General features: G+C 69.1%; 21 protein-coding genes. 14 read left to right on the top strand and 7 right to left on the bottom strand.

The annotated features are described in order from the left end of the window. Positions 1 to 86: 86 nt before the first annotated feature. Both Ga0609869_RS14200 and phnF read right to left on the bottom strand, forming a co-directional pair. A complete protein-coding gene (locus Ga0609869_RS14200) occupies positions 87 to 1268 on the bottom strand; it encodes an alpha-D-ribose 1-methylphosphonate 5-triphosphate diphosphatase (RefSeq protein WP_125403829.1) in 1182 nt (393 codons plus the stop codon). An 83-nt stretch (positions 1269 to 1351) separates the two neighbouring features. After that, a complete protein-coding gene (gene phnF / locus Ga0609869_RS14195; RefSeq protein WP_125403828.1) occupies positions 1352 to 2062 on the bottom strand; it encodes a phosphonate metabolism transcriptional regulator PhnF in 711 nt (236 codons plus the stop codon). A 102-nt stretch (positions 2063 to 2164) separates the two neighbouring features. Between phnF and phnG the strand changes: the two genes are divergently transcribed. The 3 genes from phnG to Ga0609869_RS14180 are packed head-to-tail and all read left to right on the top strand — an operon-like array spanning position 2165 to position 4269. After that, complete coding sequence (gene phnG, locus Ga0609869_RS14190) at positions 2165 to 2608, top strand: phosphonate C-P lyase system protein PhnG (protein ID WP_125403827.1); 444 nt, start codon at positions 2165 to 2167, stop codon at positions 2606 to 2608. 3 nt (positions 2609 to 2611) lie between these two features. Then, on the top strand, positions 2612 to 3181 hold the full coding sequence (phnH, locus tag Ga0609869_RS14185) for a phosphonate C-P lyase system protein PhnH (protein WP_125403826.1): 570 nt from the start codon (positions 2612 to 2614) through the stop codon (positions 3179 to 3181). Beyond that, the gene (locus tag Ga0609869_RS14180; RefSeq protein WP_125403825.1) at positions 3181 to 4269 is read left to right on the top strand and encodes a carbon-phosphorus lyase complex subunit; all 1089 of its coding nucleotides are present in this window, start codon (positions 3181 to 3183) and stop codon (positions 4267 to 4269) included. Before phnH ends, Ga0609869_RS14180 begins: the two co-directional genes overlap by 1 nt. A 2-nt stretch (positions 4270 to 4271) precedes the next feature. On the opposite strand, the gene Ga0609869_RS14175 is transcribed toward Ga0609869_RS14180, so the two are convergent. Together Ga0609869_RS14175 and Ga0609869_RS14170 are read right to left on the bottom strand one after the other, a co-directional pair. After that, complete coding sequence (locus Ga0609869_RS14175) at positions 4272 to 4451, bottom strand: hypothetical protein (protein WP_125403824.1); 180 nt, start codon at positions 4449 to 4451, stop codon at positions 4272 to 4274. Between the two features lie 21 nt (positions 4452 to 4472). After that, the gene (locus tag Ga0609869_RS14170) at positions 4473 to 4619 is read right to left on the bottom strand and encodes a hypothetical protein (protein ID WP_170168772.1); all 147 of its coding nucleotides are present in this window, start codon (positions 4617 to 4619) and stop codon (positions 4473 to 4475) included. A 56-nt stretch (positions 4620 to 4675) separates the two neighbouring features. Here Ga0609869_RS14170 and Ga0609869_RS14165 point away from each other — a divergent pair, with 56 nt between their 5' ends. The 4 genes from Ga0609869_RS14165 (at position 4676) to phnN (ending at position 7653) form a co-directional block, all read left to right on the top strand. After that, on the top strand, positions 4676 to 5554 hold the full coding sequence (locus Ga0609869_RS14165) for an alpha-D-ribose 1-methylphosphonate 5-phosphate C-P-lyase PhnJ (RefSeq protein WP_125403823.1): 879 nt from the start codon (positions 4676 to 4678) through the stop codon (positions 5552 to 5554). 68 nt (positions 5555 to 5622) lie between these two features. Beyond that, on the top strand, positions 5623 to 6384 hold the full coding sequence (phnK, locus tag Ga0609869_RS14160; protein ID WP_281273253.1) for a phosphonate C-P lyase system protein PhnK: 762 nt from the start codon (positions 5623 to 5625) through the stop codon (positions 6382 to 6384). A 46-nt stretch (positions 6385 to 6430) separates the two neighbouring features. After that, complete coding sequence (gene phnL / locus Ga0609869_RS14155) at positions 6431 to 7111, top strand: phosphonate C-P lyase system protein PhnL (protein WP_125403821.1); 681 nt, start codon at positions 6431 to 6433, stop codon at positions 7109 to 7111. Next, positions 7111 to 7653, top strand: coding sequence for a phosphonate metabolism protein/1,5-bisphosphokinase (PRPP-forming) PhnN (gene phnN / locus Ga0609869_RS14150; protein ID WP_125403820.1), 543 nt, complete (start codon positions 7111 to 7113; stop codon positions 7651 to 7653). Before phnL ends, phnN begins: the two co-directional genes overlap by 1 nt. Here the strand turns inward: phnN and Ga0609869_RS14145 are convergent. Then, positions 7635 to 8324 carry a DUF1045 domain-containing protein gene (locus Ga0609869_RS14145; RefSeq protein WP_125403929.1) on the bottom strand — a complete coding sequence of 230 codons (690 nt, stop codon included), beginning with the start codon at positions 8322 to 8324 and terminating at the stop codon, positions 7635 to 7637. The genes phnN and Ga0609869_RS14145 overlap by 19 nt on opposite strands. A gap of 79 nt (positions 8325 to 8403) precedes the next feature. On the opposite strand from Ga0609869_RS14145, the gene Ga0609869_RS14140 reads away from it, so the two are divergent. Beyond that, the gene (locus Ga0609869_RS14140) at positions 8404 to 9546 is read left to right on the top strand and encodes an alpha-D-ribose 1-methylphosphonate 5-triphosphate diphosphatase (RefSeq protein WP_125403819.1); all 1143 of its coding nucleotides are present in this window, start codon (positions 8404 to 8406) and stop codon (positions 9544 to 9546) included. A gap of 36 nt (positions 9547 to 9582) precedes the next feature. Further along, entirely contained in the window at positions 9583 to 9921 is a 339-nt protein-coding gene (locus tag Ga0609869_RS14135) for a phasin family protein (RefSeq protein ID WP_170168771.1), read from the top strand. A gap of 3 nt (positions 9922 to 9924) precedes the next feature. On the opposite strand, the gene argE is transcribed toward Ga0609869_RS14135, so the two are convergent. Both argE and Ga0609869_RS14125 read right to left on the bottom strand, forming a co-directional pair. Next, entirely contained in the window at positions 9925 to 11094 is a 1170-nt protein-coding gene (gene argE / locus Ga0609869_RS14130) for an acetylornithine deacetylase (protein WP_125403817.1), read from the bottom strand. Continuing rightward, positions 11094 to 12308, bottom strand: coding sequence for a M24 family metallopeptidase (locus tag Ga0609869_RS14125; protein WP_125403816.1), 1215 nt, complete (start codon positions 12306 to 12308; stop codon positions 11094 to 11096). The genes argE and Ga0609869_RS14125 overlap by 1 nt, the downstream gene beginning before the upstream one ends. A 164-nt stretch (positions 12309 to 12472) precedes the next feature. On the opposite strand from Ga0609869_RS14125, the gene eutB reads away from it, so the two are divergent. The 5 genes from eutB (at position 12473) to Ga0609869_RS14100 (ending at position 18116) form a co-directional block, all read left to right on the top strand. After that, on the top strand, positions 12473 to 13480 hold the full coding sequence (gene eutB / locus Ga0609869_RS14120) for a hydroxyectoine utilization dehydratase EutB (RefSeq protein WP_125403815.1): 1008 nt from the start codon (positions 12473 to 12475) through the stop codon (positions 13478 to 13480). Next, positions 13470 to 14462, top strand: coding sequence for a cyclodeaminase (locus Ga0609869_RS14115; RefSeq protein ID WP_125403814.1), 993 nt, complete (start codon positions 13470 to 13472; stop codon positions 14460 to 14462). The genes eutB and Ga0609869_RS14115 overlap by 11 nt, the downstream gene beginning before the upstream one ends. A 4-nt stretch (positions 14463 to 14466) precedes the next feature. Continuing rightward, on the top strand, positions 14467 to 14955 hold the full coding sequence (locus Ga0609869_RS14110; protein ID WP_125403813.1) for an Lrp/AsnC family transcriptional regulator: 489 nt from the start codon (positions 14467 to 14469) through the stop codon (positions 14953 to 14955). Between the two features lie 197 nt (positions 14956 to 15152). After that, a complete protein-coding gene (locus Ga0609869_RS14105) occupies positions 15153 to 16637 on the top strand; it encodes an NAD-dependent succinate-semialdehyde dehydrogenase (RefSeq protein ID WP_125403812.1) in 1485 nt (494 codons plus the stop codon). 108 nt (positions 16638 to 16745) lie between these two features. After that, a complete protein-coding gene (locus Ga0609869_RS14100) occupies positions 16746 to 18116 on the top strand; it encodes an aspartate aminotransferase family protein (RefSeq protein WP_125403811.1) in 1371 nt (456 codons plus the stop codon). Positions 18117 to 18194: the final 78 nt, after the last annotated feature.

Raw genomic sequence — 18194 nt, 5'->3', positions numbered from 1 at the left:
CCTTGCGGCGCTACGGACAATATGTCGCACACGAATGTGTCGAAAGCATATCAATTCGCCGGCATCTCGCAGGAAATGTCGCGGCCTTACTCGGCGGCCATGTCCAGCGCGGCGATGCGATGGGCAAAGCGGTGTGCGGCCTCGCCGGCGAGATAGGTCAGCCGCCCGCCCGCGATCGTCATCTCGACCGTTCGGGTCTCGGCGTTTACCACGCACAGATCCGCCCCGCGCCCGACATCCAGCCGGCCCCGGTCGGGCAGGCGCAGGATCTCGGCCGGTTTTTCGGAAATCATCGCCCAGGCGCGGGGCAGGCCCATCAGCCCCATGTCGACCAACCGCCAGGCGGCACGAGCGAGCGCCGGGTAGTAGTAATCTGACACCAGCGCGTCGCAGAACCCCTGGGCGATCAGGTCGGACGCCGCGACATTGCCCGATTGCGAACCGCCCCTGGCCACGTTGGGCGCCCCCATCAGCACCGGGTCGCCCATCGCCTTGGCCGCGGCGGCGGCCCGGCGAGAGGTGGGGAACTCGGCGATCCGCGCCCCGATCATCGAGTAATGCTCGCGCGTCTCGCCGTCGGGGTCGTCATGGCTGCCGTAAAGCACGCCCATCTCGTCGAACGCGTCGGCCAGGCGGCACAGGTGGCGCGGCACCTCGCGCGACCGGGCCGCGGCCGTCTTGATCTGATCGACATATTGCTCGGGCGTGCGGCCCGCCTGCCGCGCCCAGTGATGGATCACCTCGGACTGTTCGCGGGCATGGTCCACCGCCTCGTCGAGGTGGTTGTTGAACACCACGTAGTCGATCCGGTGCCGGCGCACGGCGTCGAGCAGGCGCGGACCGGTGTCGACCATATGGGTCTCGCAGCGGACCTGGATACGCAGGTCGGTCAGGGCGCGCGGGCGATAGGCGTCGAGCGCGGTCATCAAAGCCTCGGCATGGTCGGGTCCGCGATGCCCGCCCTCCCAAGACCAGCTTTGCGCCAGCCAGGCGGTGGTCACGCCGTTGGCGGCGGCGTCGCGGTCGGTGCCGGCCAGACCGGTTTCCATGTCGAACGGCGCCGAGGGGCGCGGCGCGATGTGCCGCTCGAAAGCGTCGCCGTGCAGATCGACGATGCCGGGCAGGATCAGGTAGCCCGAAAGGTCGACCTCGGGCAGGGGGCCTCTGGTGATGCGCCCGTCCGCAATCGCCAGCGAGCGCTGCTGCATCTCGCCGTCACGAAGGATTGTCGCGCCGGTAAAACGCAAGGGCTGAAGCATCGTGGGCATGGAACCTGCTCGCCAGTGATTTTGAGTTCTGTGGATAACCCGGCTCTGTATCGCCGATATGACAGAAACCGCGTGTTTTATTATTATTCCGGCGCGACGGTGAGGCTGATCCTGTCACCGGCAAACCAGGTATGGCCGTATTCGACAGGCTGGCCGTTTGCGTCGACATTCACGCTGACCGTGCGCAGGATCGGGGCGCCCTCGCCGACCTGCAGGTGCAGCGCCTGCGTGGCGGTTGCGAGCTTGGCGGTGAGCCGGGTGGAGGCGCGCGTGTAATCGGTGACACCCAGGCGGGCCAGGGCCGCGGTGATCGAGCGGGTCTCGTCCAGCACCGGCAGAAGCCCCGCAAAGCGCGCCGCGGGAAAGACGCTGCGGAAAAGACCGAGCGGCACGCCGTCAGCCAGCGATATCCCTTCGAACACGTGCACCTCGGCCCCCGATGGCAGGGCGAGCGCCTCGGCCTCGCGCGCGTCGGCCAGCCGGGTTTCCAGCAAAAGCACCTTTCGCGTGGGGCTTTGCCCGGCGGCCTTGAGGTTTTGGTGAAAGCGCACGCGCCGGCCCAGCGGGTAATCGGTGGGTTTGGCCGCCACGAAAACGCCGGCGCCGCGTCGCGCGTGGACGAGGCCGGCCTCGGCCAGCGCCGCCAGCGCCCGGCGCACGGTGTGCCGGTTGACGCCGAAGCGTTGCGCCAGTTCCGCCTCGGTGGGCAGCTTGTCGCCCGGCCGGTAGCGGCCGGTACCGATCTCGGCGGTCAGGGTCTCGTAGATCGATGTCCAGATCGGGGTGCGGGCCATGTCACTGAAACTTCACGTTGGGGCGGCTTGCGCGACTCGGGGCAAAGGCGTAATGATTTGTCTAGTTGTATAGAAACCTAGACAAATCGGCAAGCTGTCTACATGAGCGAGATCGACACACGAAAGGGCTGGATGGGCCTTCTGGCCAAGGCCCCGGCAGAGCGCCTGGCGGCGCTTTGGGCGGGCTTCGGCCCCGAGCCCGGCTTTTCCTGGCTGCGCGCGCCCGAGGTGGGCGGCGTGATGGTGCGCGGCCGCATGGGCGGCACCGGCGCGCCGTTCAACATAGGCGAGATGACGGTGACGCGCTGTGCGCTGCGGCTGGAGACCGGCGAGGTGGGCCACGGCTACGTGCAGGGCCGCGACAAGGAAAAAGCCCGTCATGCGGCGCTGGTAGATGCGCTGATGCAGACCGGGCAGGCCGACCGGGTGCGCGCCGCGATCCTGGCGCCGCTGGCGCAGGAAATGGCCGCCGCCCGCACCGCCCGCGCGGCCAAGGCTGCGGCGACGAAGGTCGAGTTCTTCACGATGGTCCGCGGAGAGGATTGAGCGATGCAGACAAACGCCCTGACCGGCGGGTTCGCCGACGCCCCCGTCGATGCCGCTCACGCCTTTCGCGCCGCGCTCGAAGCGATGGCCCGGCCCGGGCGGATTTTCCAGATCGCCGGGGCCGCGCCCCCGGCGCCACTGTCCGCCGCCGCCGGTACGCTGCTCTTGACGCTGGCCGATGGCGACACGCCGCTTTACCTTGCGGGGGGCTGGGATACGCCGGCCCTGCGGGAGTGGCTCACCTTTCATACCGGCGCGCCGCTCACGCGGCCAAGGGACGCCGCCTTTGCAGTCGGTGACTGGGCGGCGCTTGCACCGCTTGGCGCCTACCGGGCGGGCGTGTCCGAATACCCCGACCGCTCGGCCACGCTGATCGTCGAGATGCCGGCGCTGGAAAAGGCCGGCGCGCGTCTGACCGGGCCGGGGATCGAGACCGAAGAAAGCCTCGGCCTGCCCGAGATCGACGCCTTTCGCGCCAACGCGGCGGGCTATCCGCTGGGGCTCGACTTCTTCTTCACGTCGGGCAACCGGCTGGCCGCGCTGCCGCGCAGCACCAGGGTGGAGGCCGCCTGATGTATGTCGCGGTGAAAGGCGGTGAGCGCGCCATCGACAACGCCCATGACTGGCTCGCCGAGGAACGGCGCGGCGATCCCGGCATCGCCGAGCTGAGCGTGGCGCAGATCCGCGAGCAGCTGGCCCTCGCGGTCAACCGGGTTATGGCCGAGGGCTCGCTTTACGACCCCGACCTTGCGGCGCTGGCGATCAAGCAGGCCCGCGGCGATCTGATCGAGGCGGTGTTTCTGATCCGTGCCTACCGCACCACGCTGCCGCGGATCGGGGCCTCGCGGCCCGTCGATACCGGCGCGATGGTCTGCGACCGGCGCATCTCGGCGACCTTCAAGGACGCGCCGGGCGGGCAGGTGCTGGGGCCGACCTTCGACTACACCCATCGCCTTCTGGATTTCAAACTGGCCGCCGAGGGCGAGGCGCCCGAGGCGCCCGCATCGGCGCCGCAAACCGCGCCGATGCCGCGCATCACCGAGTATCTCGACCGCGACGGGCTGATCCAGCGCGAAGAGCCGGCCGAGGACACGCCCCCCGACCTGACCCGCGCGCCGATGGAGTTTCCCGCCAATCGCGCCCTGCGGCTACAGGCGCTGACGCGGGGCGACGAGGGGTTCGTGCTGGGCATGGCCTATTCGACCCAGCGCGGCTACGGGCGCAACCATCCCTTCGTTGGCGAACTCAGGATCGGCGCGGTCAGCGTCGAGATGGACATCCCCGAGCTGGGCTTTGCCATCGAGATCGGCGAGGTGCGGCTGACCGAATGCGAGACGGTCAACCAGTTCACCGGCTCAAAGACCGAACCGCCGCAATTCACCCGTGGCTATGGCCTGGCTTTCGGCCAGACCGAGCGCAAGGCGATTTCCATGGCGCTGGTCGACCGGTCGCTCAGGTGGGAAGAGTTGGGCGAGGACGACACCGGCGCCCCGGCGCAGGACGCAGAATTCGTGCTTTATCACTGCGACAACATCCAGGCGTCAGGGTTTCTGGAGCATATCAAGCTGCCCCACTACGTGGATTTCCAATCCGAATTGGAGTTGATCCGAAAGATCAGGGCCGAGGCCGAGGCGGCCATGGCCCGGGCGGCGGCGGAATGAGCCTAGCGGCCCCTGTCGCGGCCGTCGTCGAACCGGTCGTGGTCGGCCCAGTGGCCGCTATCCGTCCCGCGGGGGTTCGGCGTGCGCGCGTCGCGCTTCTGGGCGAGGATGACGATCTGATGCAGTCCGACCGCGGCCAGCACGAGCAAGAGGCCGTGGCCCCAGCTCGTCGTCGTGAGCATGTGCCAGAGCGTGTCCATGGATCAGTCTTCGGGCTGGGTGTCGATCAGCCAGCCGCCCGGTCCGGCAATGGTGTCGGGCAGGGCAAAGACCATGCCTTCGCGGATCAGTCCGAGCATCAGGATGCTGTAGGCCAGTTGGTCGAAGGTGATGGTGGAAATCCAGTCCATGACGGGCGCTCCTCATTCGCTACGAGGACTGTTTGCAGGGGAATCGGGGCCGAAAGATGACGAAAACGGACCATTATAACTTCGCTTACCTCGATGAGCAGACAAAGCGGATGATCCGCCGGGCATTGTTGAAGGCTCTGGCCGTTCCAGGCTACCAGGTGCCCTTTGCCAGCCGCGAGATGCCCATGCCCTATGGCTGGGGTACCGGCGGCGTGCAGGTCTCGGCCGCGGTGCTGACGCCAGAGGACCGATTCAAGGTGATCGACCAGGGCGCCGACGACACCACGAACGCGGTGTCGATTCGCAAGTTCTTCGGCCGGGTGGCGGGGGTGGAGGCGACCGAGCGCACCGCCGAGGCCACGGTGATCCAGACCCGCCACCGTATCCCCGAAGAGCCGCTGATCGAGGGGCAGATCCTGGTCTACCAGGTGCCCATCCCCGAACCCCTGCGCTTTCTCGAACCGCGCGAGACGGAGACGCGCAAGATGCACGCCCTTCAGGAGTACGGGCTGATGCATGTGAAGCTTTACGAGGACATCGCGCGCCACGGCCATATCGCCACCGCCTATGCCTACCCGGTCAAGGTGGCGGGGCGCTACGTGATGGACCCCTCGCCGATCCCGAAATTCGACAATCCGAAAATGGAGATGGCGGCGATCCAGCTGTTTGGTGCGGGGCGCGAGCAGCGCATCTATGCGGTGCCGCCCTACACCAGCGTGGTCAGCCTCGATTTCGAGGATTACCCGTTCCAGCGGATGAAGGCCGAAAAGCCCTGTGCCCTCTGCGGGGCCGAGGACAGCTATCTCGACGAGGTGATCGTCGACGATGCGGGCGGGCGGATGTTCGTCTGTTCGGACACCGATTACTGCGCCACGCGCCGGGACGACGGTCATGTCGGCGCGATGGGCGCGCCTTACGAGGAGGGACAGGCATGAGCGTGCAAAATGCTTCGCAAGAGTCGTGCCGGGATTGTTCCGAAAGGTCTTGGGCGGCGGCGGAGCCGTTGCTTTCCGTTCGGGGCGTGTCGAAGTTCTACGGGGCCCGGATCGGCTGTGCCGATGTCAGCTTCGACCTTTACCCCGGCGAGGTGATGGGGATCGTCGGCGAGAGCGGGTCGGGCAAGTCGACGCTGCTGAACTGCCTCGCCGGGCACCTGGCGCCCGATGCGGGCGAGGTGCAGTTCGACACCCGCGCCGAGGGGCTGAAGGACACCGTCACGATGAGCGAGCCCGAACGGCGCATGCTGGGGCGCACCGACTGGGCCTTCGTCCACCAGAACCCGCGCGACGGGCTGAGGATGGGCGTTTCCGCAGGCGGCAATGTGGGCGAGCGGCTGATGGCCGTGGGCGCGCGGCATTACGGGGCGATCCGCGAAAGTGCGCTCGACTGGCTGGGCCGGGTCGAGATCGAGGCCGACCGGGTGGACGACCGGCCCTCGGCCTTTTCCGGCGGCATGCAGCAGCGGCTGCAGATCGCGCGCAACCTGGTGACCGGCCCGCGGCTGGTGTTTATGGACGAGCCCACGGGGGGGCTGGACGTCAGCGTGCAGGCACGGCTGCTGGACCTGATGCGCGGGCTGGTGCGGCAGATGGGGCTGAGCGCGATCATCGTCACCCATGACCTGGCGGTGGTGCGACTGCTGGCCGACCGGTTGATGGTGATGAAATCGGGCCATGTGGTCGAGACCGGGCTGACCGACCAGGTGCTGGACGACCCGCAGCATGCCTATACGCAATTGCTGGTGAGTTCGGTTCTGCAGGTGTGACACGGCGGATTATGGGTATTTTCACCAAGAAGAAGGGGCTTGGGGGATGATCGAGATCGACGGGCTGTCAAAGAGCTTTGTGCTGCACAACCAGGGCGGCGCGGTGATCCCGGTGATGGAAGGCGGGCATCTGAGCGTCGCGGCCGGGGCGTGCGTGGCGCTGACCGGGGCCTCGGGCGCGGGCAAGTCCACCCTGATGCGGATGATCTATGGCAATTACCTGGCAGAGGCCGGCCATATCCTGGTGGGCGGGGTCGACGTGGCGCGCGCCGAGCCGCGCGAGATACTGGCGCTGAGGCGGCACACGCTGGGCTATGTCAGCCAGTTCCTGAGGGTGGTGCCGCGGGTGCCGACGCTTGACGTGGTGGCCGAGCCGCTGCTGGCTGTGGGCGCCGACGACGGGGTGGCGCGGGACCGCGCGGCGGCGCTGTTGGAGCGGCTGAACATTCCGCGCACGCTGTGGGGGCTGAGCCCCACCACCTTTTCGGGGGGCGAGCAGCAGCGGGTGAACATCGCGCGGGGCTTTGCCTACGATTACCCGGCCCTTTTGCTGGACGAGCCGACGGCGAGCCTGGATGCGGCAAACCGCGAGGTGGTGCTGGATCTGATCGACGAGGCCAAGGCGCGGGGCGCGGCGATCGTGGGGATCTTTCACGACGTCGCGGCGCGGGCGCGGGTGGCCGACCGCGAGGTGGACGTGACCGGCTTCACGCCGAGGGCGGCGTGATGGCGGGCCGGCTGTTTGCGGTGGTGGGCCCCTCGGGGGCGGGCAAGGACACGCTGATGGCCGAGGTCGCGGCGCGGCGGCCGGGGCTTTATCTGGTGCGCCGGGCGATCACCCGGCCCGAAGAGGCGGGCGGCGAGCCTTTCGAAGGGATCAGCGAGGACGCGTTCGGGCGGCGGCTGGCCGCCGGCGCCTTTGCGCTGTCGTGGCGGGCGCATGGGCTGGCCTATGGCATTCCGGCCGCGATCGACGCGGTGCTGGCCGAGGGGCGCGATGTGCTCTTCAACGGCTCGCGCGCGGTGCTGGGCGAGGCGGCGGCGCGCTATCCCGGTCTGGTGGTGCTGCATGTGACGGCGCGCCCCGAGACGCTGGCGCGGCGCCTTGCCGGACGGGGGCGGGAGAGCGCCGAAGAGATCGCCCGGCGCCTGGCGCGGGCCGATTACGCGCTGCCCGCGGGTCTGACGGTGCGGCGCATCGACAATGACGGGGCGCTCGATGACGCGGTCGCGGCGATGCTGGCCGCGCTTCAGCCCGAGAGGGTGTAGCGGTGCAGGTTGCGAAAGCGCCCGTCCTCGGCCTCGCCGAAAAGGCACAGCGTTCGGATGCGCAAGGGGCCCGCGATGAGCGGTGCCACCACCGGGGCGAGGGCGGCGCGGGTCGCCTCGGCCTCGGCGTCCTCGAGGGGGCCGGTCAGCGTGAGATGAAAGCGGAACTCTTCCATCACGTAGGGGTAGCCCCAGCGCTGCAAGAGCTTGTTTTGCCGCGCGCTCAGCCGGTCGGGGTTGCGCTTGGCGATCTCGGCCTCGCTCGGCGCGGCGCGGAACCCGTCGAGTGCGTCGACCACGCTGCCGGCCAGCGCGCCCAGATGCGTGGTGTCACCGCGCGGCGTGAGCGCCAGGAACCCGCCCAGTCGCGAAAGCTGCAGCCCGTCGAGCAGCACCGGCTTGAGCTGACCCGCCAGCGCCGAGGCCGCCCGGTGAAGCAGCGCGATATCGCTGCCCTCGACCAGCCGGAAGGGCGGTTTGACGGTGCCGTGAAAGCCGTATCTGCGAGGCTGCGCGGTCAGATCGGCCACCGGCCGCGGCAGGCCGTGCACCACCGGCCGGGCACGCTCTTGCCCCGCTTCGGCATCCCAGCCCAGCCAGGCCGCGCCGAAGGCGGCCAGCGGTCCGGGCTCGGGCGCGTAGTAGATCGCGTAACGCTTGTAGCCTTCCATGGGATGCTCCAGAACCGGGGCGCCGTGCCTGTTGGCCTCTCTCCTGCCGCAAAGCGCGGCGCGCATCAAGGAGCCCGTCATGCCTGAGACCGTGCTTGCCAACGCCACGCTTGTGTTGGCCGAGGAAACCGTCACCGGCTCTGTCAGGGTCGCGGGCGGCGAGATCGCGGCCGTCGACACCGGCGGGGCGGTGCCCGAGGGTGCCGTGGATTGCGGCGGCGACATGCTGATGCCCGGCCTGATCGAGCTGCACACCGACAACCTGGAACGCCACATCCAGCCGCGTCCGCGGGTCGACTGGCCCCACGCCAGCGCGCTGATCGCCCATGACGCGGAACTGGCCAGCGTCGGCATCACCACCGTGTTCGACGCGCTGCGGGTGGGCTCGGTCGTGTCGAACGACCGCACGAACTACCGCAAATACGCGCGGCAACTGGCCAGCGAGTTGCTGGACCTGCGCGCAAAGGGCGCACTCAGGATAAGCCATTTCATCCACCTGCGCGCCGAGGTCTGTTCCGAGACGCTGATCGAGGAGTTGGACGAGTTCGGCCCCGAGGACCGGGTCGGCATCCTGAGCCTGATGGACCACACGCCGGGGCAGCGGCAGTTTTCGGATCTCTCCAAGCTCAGGACCTATGTGCAGGGCAAGCACGGGCTGTCGGACGCCGAGTTCGACGCCCATGTGGAAAACCAGCGCGCATTGCGCGACCGGCTGGGCGCGGCGCATGAGGCCCGCGCGGTGGCGGCGGCGAGGGCCTGGGGCGCGGTGCTGGCCAGCCACGACGATACCACCGAGGACCATGTGGCGGTCTCGGCGGCCCATGGGATCGAGCTGGCCGAGTTTCCCACCTCGGTCGAGGCCGCGCGCGCCTGCCGCGCCAGCGGCATCGCGGTGATGATGGGGGCGCCCAACCTGATCCGCGGCGGGTCGCATTCGGGCAACGTGGCGGCGGCCGATCTTGCCGAGGCCGGGCTTTTGGATATCTTGTCGTCGGATTACGTGCCCTCGGCGCTGTTGATGGCGGCGGTGATGCTGGGCGATATCTGGGACGACATGGCGCGCGGCATCGCCACGGTGACTTCGGCACCCGCCCGCGCCGCGCACCTGCCCGACCGGGGGCGGATTGCGCCGGGCGCGCGGGCCGACCTGATCCGCGTGGCGCGGATCGACGGCGCGCCGATGGTGCGCGGAACCTGGGTCAAGGGCGAACGGGTCGGCTGACCGGCGCGCCCCGGCCCGATGACGGAGAGACGACAGATGGCGACGCAGGAGACACACGACAGCGACACCGACAGCCCCATCGCCGCCCTGACCGGGGCGCAGGCCGAGGGGCTGGGGCTGATGGCGTGGCTGGGCACGGCGACGTTGCAGAACATGCGCATCCTGGGCGCCGAGATGGCCAATTTCACCGCCGACCGGATGGGCAAGGATCTTCGCGCGCAGCAGGCGCTGTGGAACTGCCGCAACCCCGAGGACGTGGTGGCGGTGCAGGCCGGCTATGTGGAAGAGACGCTTTCGGACTACGCCGATGCGGCAGGCCGGCTGGCCGAGATGGGCGGCGACATGTTCGACAAGGCGCTGGAGCGGGCGCGCTGAGGCTCAGGCCGGGCGGGTGAGCTGGGGCGCGAGCCCCTCCAGCATGTCGAGGCAGCGGCCCAACTGGTCGAACGTGACGTATTCGTCGGGCTTGTGGGCCTGGGCGATGGCGCCGGGCCCGCAGACCACCGCCGAACAGCCGATCGACTGGAAAAGCCCGGCCTCGGTGGAAAACGGCACCGACTTGGCGTGATGCTGCCCGGTCAGTTCGGCCACCAGCGCCCGTGCGGCGCTGTCGCGCATCGGCTTCAGGCCGGTGACCTCGCCGATCACGTGGGTCACGATGTCCGCCGTGGGCTGGACCGCGCGCATCTCGGGCAAAAGCGTGCCCTGGCAAAGCGCCTCCATGCGCGATTTCACGAAATCGATGTCGTCGGGATGGACCGGTCGCATTTCCCACGCGACCTCGGCCTTGCCGACGATCACGTTATGGGCGTGCCCCCCGGCGATGCGGCCGAGGTTGATGGTGGTGTAGGGCGGGCGGAACGGGCTGCCCGCCGGCGCCCGGGCACGCAGCGTCTCGCGCAGAGCCAGCAGATGCGCGACATAACGCACCGCGTATTCGGCGGCGTTCACGCCTGCGCCGGGGTCCGAGCCGTGGCCTTCGAGCCCGGTGAACTCGACGGTGTATTCGCAGCACCCCTTGTGCGCCTCGACCAGTTGCATCCCGGTCGGCTCGCCGATGATCGCGATGTCGGGGCGGATGCCGCGCGCGGCCAGTTCGGCCACCAACGCCTGACCGCCGAGACAGCCGGTTTCCTCGTCATAGGTAAAGGCGAAATGCAGCGGTCGCGCGAGGTCGAGCGCGGCGAAATCGGGCGCCATGGCCAGCGCCGCCGCAATGAACCCCTTCATGTCGCAGGTGCCGCGCCCGTAAAGCCGCCCATCGGCCTCGTGCAGCCGGAACGGGTCGGACGACCAGTCCTGATCGGTCACCGGCACCACGTCGGTATGGCCCGACAGCACGATGCCGCCCGGCGCGTCCTGGGGGCCCAGCGTGGCGAAGAGGTTGGCCTTGTGTCCCCCCTGGTCGTGAAACAGATCGACCCGCGCGCCGAGATCGCCGAGCAGGGCGGCCATGTGCACGATCATCTCCAGGTTCGAGTCCGACGACACGGTGGGAAAGGCCACCAGATCGGCCAGGATCGCGCGGGTATCTTCAAGCGTTGCCATCAGTCCTTCACGTATAGCTTGCGGGGGCGGTCGCAGAAACATTCGGCCGGGCCGTCCTCGCGGATGAGGATCGGCTCGGTGATCTCAAGCCCCCAGTTCTCCATCCACAGGCCGGGCATGAAGTGGAAGGTCATGCCCGGTTCCAGCACCGTTTCGTCCTCGGGGCGCAGCGAGATCGTGCGCTCGCCCCAGTCGGGCGGGTAGGAAAGGCCGATGGGATAGCCACAGCGCGCGCCCCGCTCGATACCCGCGCGTTCCAGCGGCGCGGCCAGCGCGTTGGCCACGTCGCAGGCGCGGTTGCCCGCCTTGGCGGCCCAGAGCCCGGCCTCGATCCCCTCCAAGAGCGCCGCCTCGGCCTCGCGCATGTAATCGGGGGGCGTGCCGAGGAAGATCGTCCGGCAGAAGGGCGCGTGATAGCGCCGGTAGCAGCCCGAGATTTCAAAGAACGTCGCTTCGCCCGTCGCGAATTCCCGCCCGTCCCAGGTCAGGTGAGAGGCCGAGGCGTCCTTGCCCGAGGGCAAGAGCGGGACGATGGCCGGGTAATCGCCCCAGTCGCCATCGGCCCCGGTCAGCGCGTCGCGGAAAAGCTCGGCCACCAGGTCGTTCTTGGCCATGCCGGGCTCGATCCGCTCGACCACGCCGTCGATGATCTTTTCCGAAATCCGCGCGGCGCGGCGCATGAAATCGAGCTCTTCGTCGGATTTCACCGCCCGCTGCCAGTTGACCAGCGCCGTGGCGTCGATGATTTCGGCCTCGGGCAGCGACTCGCAAAGCGTCACGTAAGCTTTTGCGGAGAAATAATAATTTTCCATCTCCACCCCGATCCGCTTGGCCCCGTAGCCGAGGTCGCGGATGATGCTGGCGAGCTGCTGCATCGGGTGGCGTTCGGTCGACTGCACGTAATGGTCGGCATAATGGGTGATGTGCACGCCCGCCATCCAGACCGTCCGGACCGCACCGTTCGCGTCCTGCTGGCGGCCCCACCACATCGGGTCGGCGTCGTGAAAGACCAGCACACCCTGGTGCACGTAGAACGACCAGCCGTCATAGCCCGTCAGCCACGCCATGTTGGACGGGTCCTCGACAAAGAGGATGTCGATGCCCTTCTCCTCCATCGCGCGGCGCACCTTGCCGATGCGGCGCTCGTATTCGCCCAGAGAGAACGGGGCACGGCCCTCGGTGGCGTAGCCGAACTGGACGATTTCATCGGTCATGGGCGGCGTGGCTCCTTGGGGGCTGCCGGGGCGGTCGGCTTGACGGGGGGCGCTGGGGCGTGGTGCTGTGGAAAACGTGCCTATCTGACAGGATGGCGCCGGTTTACGTCAAGTGTCGGCCGGGTGCGACGACAAATTGCAGAAGAGCGACAAGGAGATGGCGGATGGGCCTGACGCTGGCCGACATCATGCAGGCGCGCGCGCGCATCGCGTCGCTGGCGGGTGGCACGCCGCTGGTGCCCTCGCCGTTTCTGTCCGGCGTGGCCGGCGCCGAGGTGCTGCTGAAGCTTGAGATCGCGCAGCCCATCGGCGCCTTCAAGCTGCGCGGCGCCCTCAACGCCGTCTCGGCGCTGGACGAGGACGTGACCGGCGTCACCTGCTGTTCCACCGGCAACCACGGGCGCGGCGTGGCCTTTGCGGCGCGGGTCCGCGGGCTCAGGGCGGTGATCTGCATGTCGCGGCTGGTGCCCGAGGCCAAGGTCGCCGGCATCCGCGCGCTGGGCGCCGAGGTGTGCATCGCGGGCGACAGCCAGGACGACGCCCAGGCCGAGGCCGCGCGGCTGGTGGCCGAGGAGGGGCTGGTGGACATCTCGCCTTTCGACGATGCGCGCGTCATCGCCGGGCAGGGCACGATCGGGCTGGAGATGCTGGAGGCGCGGCCCGATATCGGCACGATCCTGGTGCCGCTTTCGGGCGGCGGGCTGGCCGGGGGCGTGGCGGTGGCGGCCAGGGCGATCCGCCCGGACATCCGCGTCGTCGGCCTGACGATGTCCCGCGGCGCGGCGATGCACGCGTCGCTGATCGCCGGGCGGCCCGTCGAGGTGGCCGAGGTGCCCAGCCTGGCCGATTCGCTGGGGGGCGGTGTCGGGATGGCGAACCGGCTGTCCTTTCCGCTTTGCCGCGACTATCTGGACGAGACCGTTCTGGTCAGCGAAGAGGATATCTATCTTGCCATGCAGGCACTTTTTTACGAGGACCGTCTGGTGGCCGAGGGCGCCTCGGTCGTCGGCATCGCGGCGATGATGGCCGGCAAGGTCGACCTCGCGCCGGGGCCGGTGGCCACGATCCTGACCGGGCGCAACCTGGATATGGCGCTGTTTGCCCGCGTGGTGACGGGGCGCGACGTGGTGCTGGGGGACTACATCGTGGAAGGAAGACCCTATGCCCCATGAGGTGCTGATCGTCACCGAGGCCGAGCTGCGCCGCGCCGTGCGGCTGGACCTTGCCGCCGTCGAGGTAGTCGAGCGCGCCTTTGCCGCGCTGGCCGCGGGCGGCGTCGTGATGCCCCCGGTCATGTCGATGGAGCTGGAGGCCGCCAATGGCGAGGTGGACGTCAAGACCGCCTACCTGCCCGGCTTTGACGGGTTCGCGATCAAGGTCAGCCCCGGCTTTTTCGACAACCCCGCGCTGGGCCTGCCCAGCCTCAACGGGCTGATGATCCTGTTCTCGGCGAAAACCGGGCTGGCCGAGGCGCTGTTTCTCGACAACGGCTATCTGACCGACCTGCGCACCGCCGCTGCCGGGGCGGTCGCGGCGAAATGGCTGGCGCCCGAACGGGTGGAAACGGCGGGCGTTATCGGCACCGGCGTGCAGGCGCGGCTGCAGATCGAGGCGGCGCACCTTGTGCGCCCCTTCGGCCGCGTGCTGGTCTGGGGGCGCGATGGCGCCAAGGCCGCGACCTGCGCCGCCGATCTGGCGGCCTCGCTGGGCGTGGCGGCAAGCGCGGTGGACGACCCGGCCGCCTTGGTGGCAGACAGCCAGCTCGTCGTGACGACGACCCCGGCGCGGGAGCCGGTGCTCAAGGCCGACTGGCTGCACCCGGGCCTGCACGTCACCGCCATGGGCGCCGACCAGTCGGGCAAGAACGAGATCGAGGCCCGCGCGCTGGCCCAGGCCGACCTCTACGTTGCCGACAACGCCGCCCAATGCGCGCGGCTGGGCGAGCTGCGCGCGGCCGAGCGGGCGGGGCTGTGGCAGGCCGGGCTGCCCGCCGAGCTGGGCCAGATCGTCACCGGCGCGCGGCCCGGGCGCGGCGCCGCCGGCGATGTCACGATCTGCGACCTCACCGGCACCGGCGCGCAGGACACCGCCATCGCCACCCACGCGCTGGCCGCCGTTCGCGCGCTGGGCGCCGGCATCAGAATAGCGACGTAGCGCCATGGTCAGGCTCGACGACCGCGACCTCGCGATCCTGCGCATCCTCTCGGCCGAGGGGCGCATCACCAAGGCAGAGCTTGCCCAGCGGATCAACCTGTCGGCCACGCCCGCATGGGACCGGCTGAAGCGGCTGGAACAGGCGGGGCTGATCGCCGGCTACCGGGCCGAGATCTCGCTCAAGGCGCTGGGGCCCCATGTGGTGGTCTTCGTCGCGGCGGAACTGGCCGACCACACGGCGGCGACCCTTCGCATTTTCGAAGAGGCGGTGGCGCGCCATGACGAGATTGTCGCCTGCTGGGCGCTGGGCGGCGGGTTCGACTACCTGATGCAGGTCGTCACAATCGACATCGACAGCTACCAGCGGCTGATCGACACCCTGCTGGAGGCCCGCGTGGGGCTGGCGCGCTATTATACCTACATCGTGACCAAGCCGGTAAAGGGCCCGGCGCCGCCGCCGCTGGATCTGTTGGCCGGCTTGCAGAAGGATTGACTGCCAGCGTCCGCGCCGGCAGGCGGATCGTCTGTTCGAGCGGTGGTTTTCAGGCCCCTTGTCTGGCGCTTCCGCCCGAGTCTTGACGTGAAGCGACCACCGGCAACCCCATGTTCTTGCTGCCCGGCGTGACCGCCCGGGCGGGACGGCAGAGCCGTGGCGCAAGAGATGCCCAGCGACTTTAGAGGAGGTCAGCCATGACCCTGCACCACACCCTGTCCAAATCCCCGCTTGCCGGGCTTTCCGACCCGCGGCTGGTGCGCAGCTTTGCCTATGTCAACGGCAAGTGGGCGGGCAGCAGCGCCGGCGACAGTTTTGCCGTCACCGACCCGGCGACGGGCGATTGCCTGGGCGAGGTGGCCGCGCTGACGGCCGGCGACTCGGCCGCCGCCGTCGAGGCTGCGCAATCCGCCTTTCCCGGCTGGGCCGGTCTTTTGCCGCAGGACCGCTCGGCCCGGCTGCGCCGCTGGTTCCGCCTGGTGGAAGAGCACCGCGAGGACCTTGCCCGGCTGATGGTGCTGGAGCAGGGCAAGCCGATCTCGGAGGCGCGGGGCGAGATCGACTATGCCGCCTCCTTCCTGGAATATTACGCCGAAGAGGCCCGGCGCCCGAATATCGAGGGCATCACCAGCCACCTGCCCGATGCCGAGATGGAGCTCTGGCGCGAGCCGGTGGGCGTGGCCGCGCTGATCACGCCGTGGAATTTTCCCTCGGCCATGCTGACGCGCAAGGCGGGCGCGGCGCTGGCCGCCGGCTGCACCGTGGTCGCCCACCCCTCGGCCGAGACGCCGTTCTCGGCGCTGGCGCTGGCCGAACTGGCCGAGCGCGCGGGCCTGCCCGCGGGCGTGTTCAACGTGGTCACGGGCGATGCCGCCACCGTGGTGGCCCCCTGGCTGGAAGACCCGCGCGTGCGCGCGCTGTCCTTCACCGGCTCGACCGAGGTGGGCCGGCTGCTCTACCGCCAATCGGCGGAGACGGTCAAACGGCTGGTGCTGGAGCTGGGCGGCCACGCGCCCTTCATCGTCTTTGCCGATGCCGATCTCGACATTGCGGTCGAGGAGGCGGTGAAGGCCAAGTTCGCCACCTCCGGCCAGGATTGCCTGGGCGCCAACCGTTTCTACATCGAGGCCCCGGTTTACGACGCGTTCTGCGCCCGCTTCGCCGAGGCCACGGCGGAGCTGGGCGTCGGGCCCGGCCTGGACGACCCCGATATCGGCCCGCTGATGAACGAAAAGGCCATGGCCAAGCAGGAAGAGCATGTCGCCGACGCGCTGGAGCAAGGCGCCAGGCTGCTGACCGGGGGCACGCGCGATGCCGCCGGGCCGCTGTTCTACCGGCCCACGGTGCTGGCCGACGTGCCCGACGGTGCGAAGATCATGCGCGAAGAAACGTTCGGCCCGGTCGCCGCGCTGAGCTCGTTCGAGACCGAGGACGAGGTGCTGGCACGCGCCAACGCGACCGAGTACGGGCTCGTCGCCTATCTGCACAGCCACGACCCCCGGCGCATCTACCGCTGCGCGCGCGCGTTGAGCTTTGGCATGGTGGCGGTGAACCGCACCAAGGTGACCGGCGCGCCGATCCCGTTCGGGGGCATGAAGCAATCGGGGATCGGGCGCGAGGGCGCAAGGCTGGGGATGGAGGCCTTCACCGAAGTGAAGTATGTGTGCCGCGACTGGGGGTGAGCCGGGACCGGCGCCCGGGGCGCCGGTGCCTCCGGCGGAGGTATTTGGACCAAGAAGAAGGGCAGGGCGGCGCGAGGCCGCCGGGGCCCGTGGAAAGGACGGACGTCGATGCTGAGAAACGACATGCTGGAGCAGTGGGACCGGGAGAATTTCTTTCACCCCTCGACCCACCTGGCGCAATTTGCCCGCGGCGAGGCCCCCGAGCGGGTGGTGAAGGGCGGCGAGGGCTGCTTTATCGAGGATCGCGACGGCAACCGCTTTCTCGACGCCTTCGCCGGGCTTTACTGCGTCAACGTGGGGTACGGGCGCAGCGAGATCGCCGAGGCGATCGCCGAGCAGGCGCGGGAGCTGGCCTATTACCACGCCTATGTCGGACACGGCACCGAGGCCAGCATCACGCTGTCCAAGATGGTTCTGGACCGCGCGCCCGACCACATGTCCAAGGTCTATTTCGGGCTTGGGGGGTCGGACGCCAACGAGACCAACGTCAAGCTGATCTGGTATTACAACAACATCCTCGGCCGGCCCGAGAAGAAGAAGATCATCTCGCGCTGGCGGGGTTATCACGGCTCGGGGCTGGTCACCGGATCGCTGACCGGGCTGCACCTGTTCCATAACAAGTTCGACCTGCCGCTCGACCGCATCCTGCATACCGAGCCGGCCTATTTCTACCGCCGCCCCGATCCCGAGATGGATGCGGCCGCCTATGTCGCCCATTGCGTGGCCGAGCTGGAGGCGATGATCGAACGGGAGGGCGCCGACACCATCGCCGCCTTCATCGGCGAGCCGGTGATGGGCACCGGCGGTATCGTGCCGCCGCCCGAGGGCTATTGGGCGGCGATCCAGGCGGTGCTGGAGGAACATGACATCCTGCTGATTGCCGACGAGGTGGTCACCGGTTTCGGCCGCCTGGGCAGCATGTTCGGCTCTGACCATTACGGGCTGAAACCCGACCTGATCACCATCGCCAAGGGGCTGACCTCGGCCTACGCGCCGCTTTCGGGCTCGATCGTGTCCGAAAAGATGTGGGCGGTGCTCGAGCAGGGCACAGACGAGAACGGTCCCATCGGCCATGGCTGGACCTATTCGGCCCATCCCATCGGCGCCGCCGCGGGGGTTGCCAACCTCAAGCTGGTCGACGACCTGGGGCTGGTCAAGAACGCCGGCGAGGTGGGCGGCTATTTCACCGCCGCCATGGCCGACGCGCTGGCGGGCCACGCCCATGTGGGCGAGGTGCGCGGCGAAGGGATGCTTTGTGCGGTGGAGCTGGTCGAGGACAAATCCGCGCGGCGTTTTTACGACCCCGTCGGCAAGGTGGCCGGGGCGGTGGTGGCCGAGATGGGAAAGCAGGGCGTGATCGCCCGCGCCATGCCGCAGGGCGACATCATCGGCTTTGCGCCGCCGCTGTGCCTGACCCGCGAAGAGGCCGACCGGGTGGTCGCCGCGACCGCCCAGGCGGTGAAGGTCGCGCTGGGCTGAGCGCGGCGCGCCCGCAGGCCCGGCGGAGCGGCAATTTTTCACGCGGCGCAAGGGCGCGTGCGCGGATTTCGCGCTCGC

Source organism: Rhodovulum iodosum (assembly GCF_041020385.1).
GTDB classification, from domain to species: domain Bacteria; phylum Pseudomonadota; class Alphaproteobacteria; order Rhodobacterales; family Rhodobacteraceae; genus Rhodovulum; species Rhodovulum iodosum.
The sequence above is the reverse complement of the archived record's forward strand: the minus strand, read 5'-3'. Positions and strand labels throughout refer to the sequence as shown.

Coding starts and splice junctions, on each gene's coding strand:
- phnN (WP_125403820.1), top strand. CDS start 7,111: ATGGCGGGCCGGCTGTTTGCGGTGGTGGGCCCCTCGGGGGCGGGCAAG.
- phnF (WP_125403828.1), bottom strand. CDS start 2,062: ATGGCCCGCACCCCGATCTGGACATCGATCTACGAGACCCTGACCGCC.
- Ga0609869_RS14200 (WP_125403829.1), bottom strand. CDS start 1,268: ATGCCCACGATGCTTCAGCCCTTGCGTTTTACCGGCGCGACAATCCTT.
- Ga0609869_RS14175 (WP_125403824.1), bottom strand. CDS start 4,451: ATGCTCACGACGACGAGCTGGGGCCACGGCCTCTTGCTCGTGCTGGCC.
- Ga0609869_RS14135 (WP_170168771.1), top strand. CDS start 9,583: ATGGCGACGCAGGAGACACACGACAGCGACACCGACAGCCCCATCGCC.
- Ga0609869_RS14165 (WP_125403823.1), top strand. CDS start 4,676: ATGACGAAAACGGACCATTATAACTTCGCTTACCTCGATGAGCAGACA.
- Ga0609869_RS14115 (WP_125403814.1), top strand. CDS start 13,470: ATGCCCCATGAGGTGCTGATCGTCACCGAGGCCGAGCTGCGCCGCGCC.
- phnH (WP_125403826.1), top strand. CDS start 2,612: ATGCAGACAAACGCCCTGACCGGCGGGTTCGCCGACGCCCCCGTCGAT.
- phnG (WP_125403827.1), top strand. CDS start 2,165: ATGAGCGAGATCGACACACGAAAGGGCTGGATGGGCCTTCTGGCCAAG.
- Ga0609869_RS14100 (WP_125403811.1), top strand. CDS start 16,746: ATGCTGAGAAACGACATGCTGGAGCAGTGGGACCGGGAGAATTTCTTT.
- Ga0609869_RS14145 (WP_125403929.1), bottom strand. CDS start 8,324: ATGGAAGGCTACAAGCGTTACGCGATCTACTACGCGCCCGAGCCCGGA.
- argE (WP_125403817.1), bottom strand. CDS start 11,094: ATGGCAACGCTTGAAGATACCCGCGCGATCCTGGCCGATCTGGTGGCC.
- Ga0609869_RS14180 (WP_125403825.1), top strand. CDS start 3,181: ATGTATGTCGCGGTGAAAGGCGGTGAGCGCGCCATCGACAACGCCCAT.
- phnL (WP_125403821.1), top strand. CDS start 6,431: ATGATCGAGATCGACGGGCTGTCAAAGAGCTTTGTGCTGCACAACCAG.
- Ga0609869_RS14170 (WP_170168772.1), bottom strand. CDS start 4,619: ATGGACTGGATTTCCACCATCACCTTCGACCAACTGGCCTACAGCATC.
- Ga0609869_RS14140 (WP_125403819.1), top strand. CDS start 8,404: ATGCCTGAGACCGTGCTTGCCAACGCCACGCTTGTGTTGGCCGAGGAA.
- Ga0609869_RS14105 (WP_125403812.1), top strand. CDS start 15,153: ATGACCCTGCACCACACCCTGTCCAAATCCCCGCTTGCCGGGCTTTCC.
- eutB (WP_125403815.1), top strand. CDS start 12,473: ATGGGCCTGACGCTGGCCGACATCATGCAGGCGCGCGCGCGCATCGCG.
- Ga0609869_RS14125 (WP_125403816.1), bottom strand. CDS start 12,308: ATGACCGATGAAATCGTCCAGTTCGGCTACGCCACCGAGGGCCGTGCC.
- Ga0609869_RS14110 (WP_125403813.1), top strand. CDS start 14,467: ATGGTCAGGCTCGACGACCGCGACCTCGCGATCCTGCGCATCCTCTCG.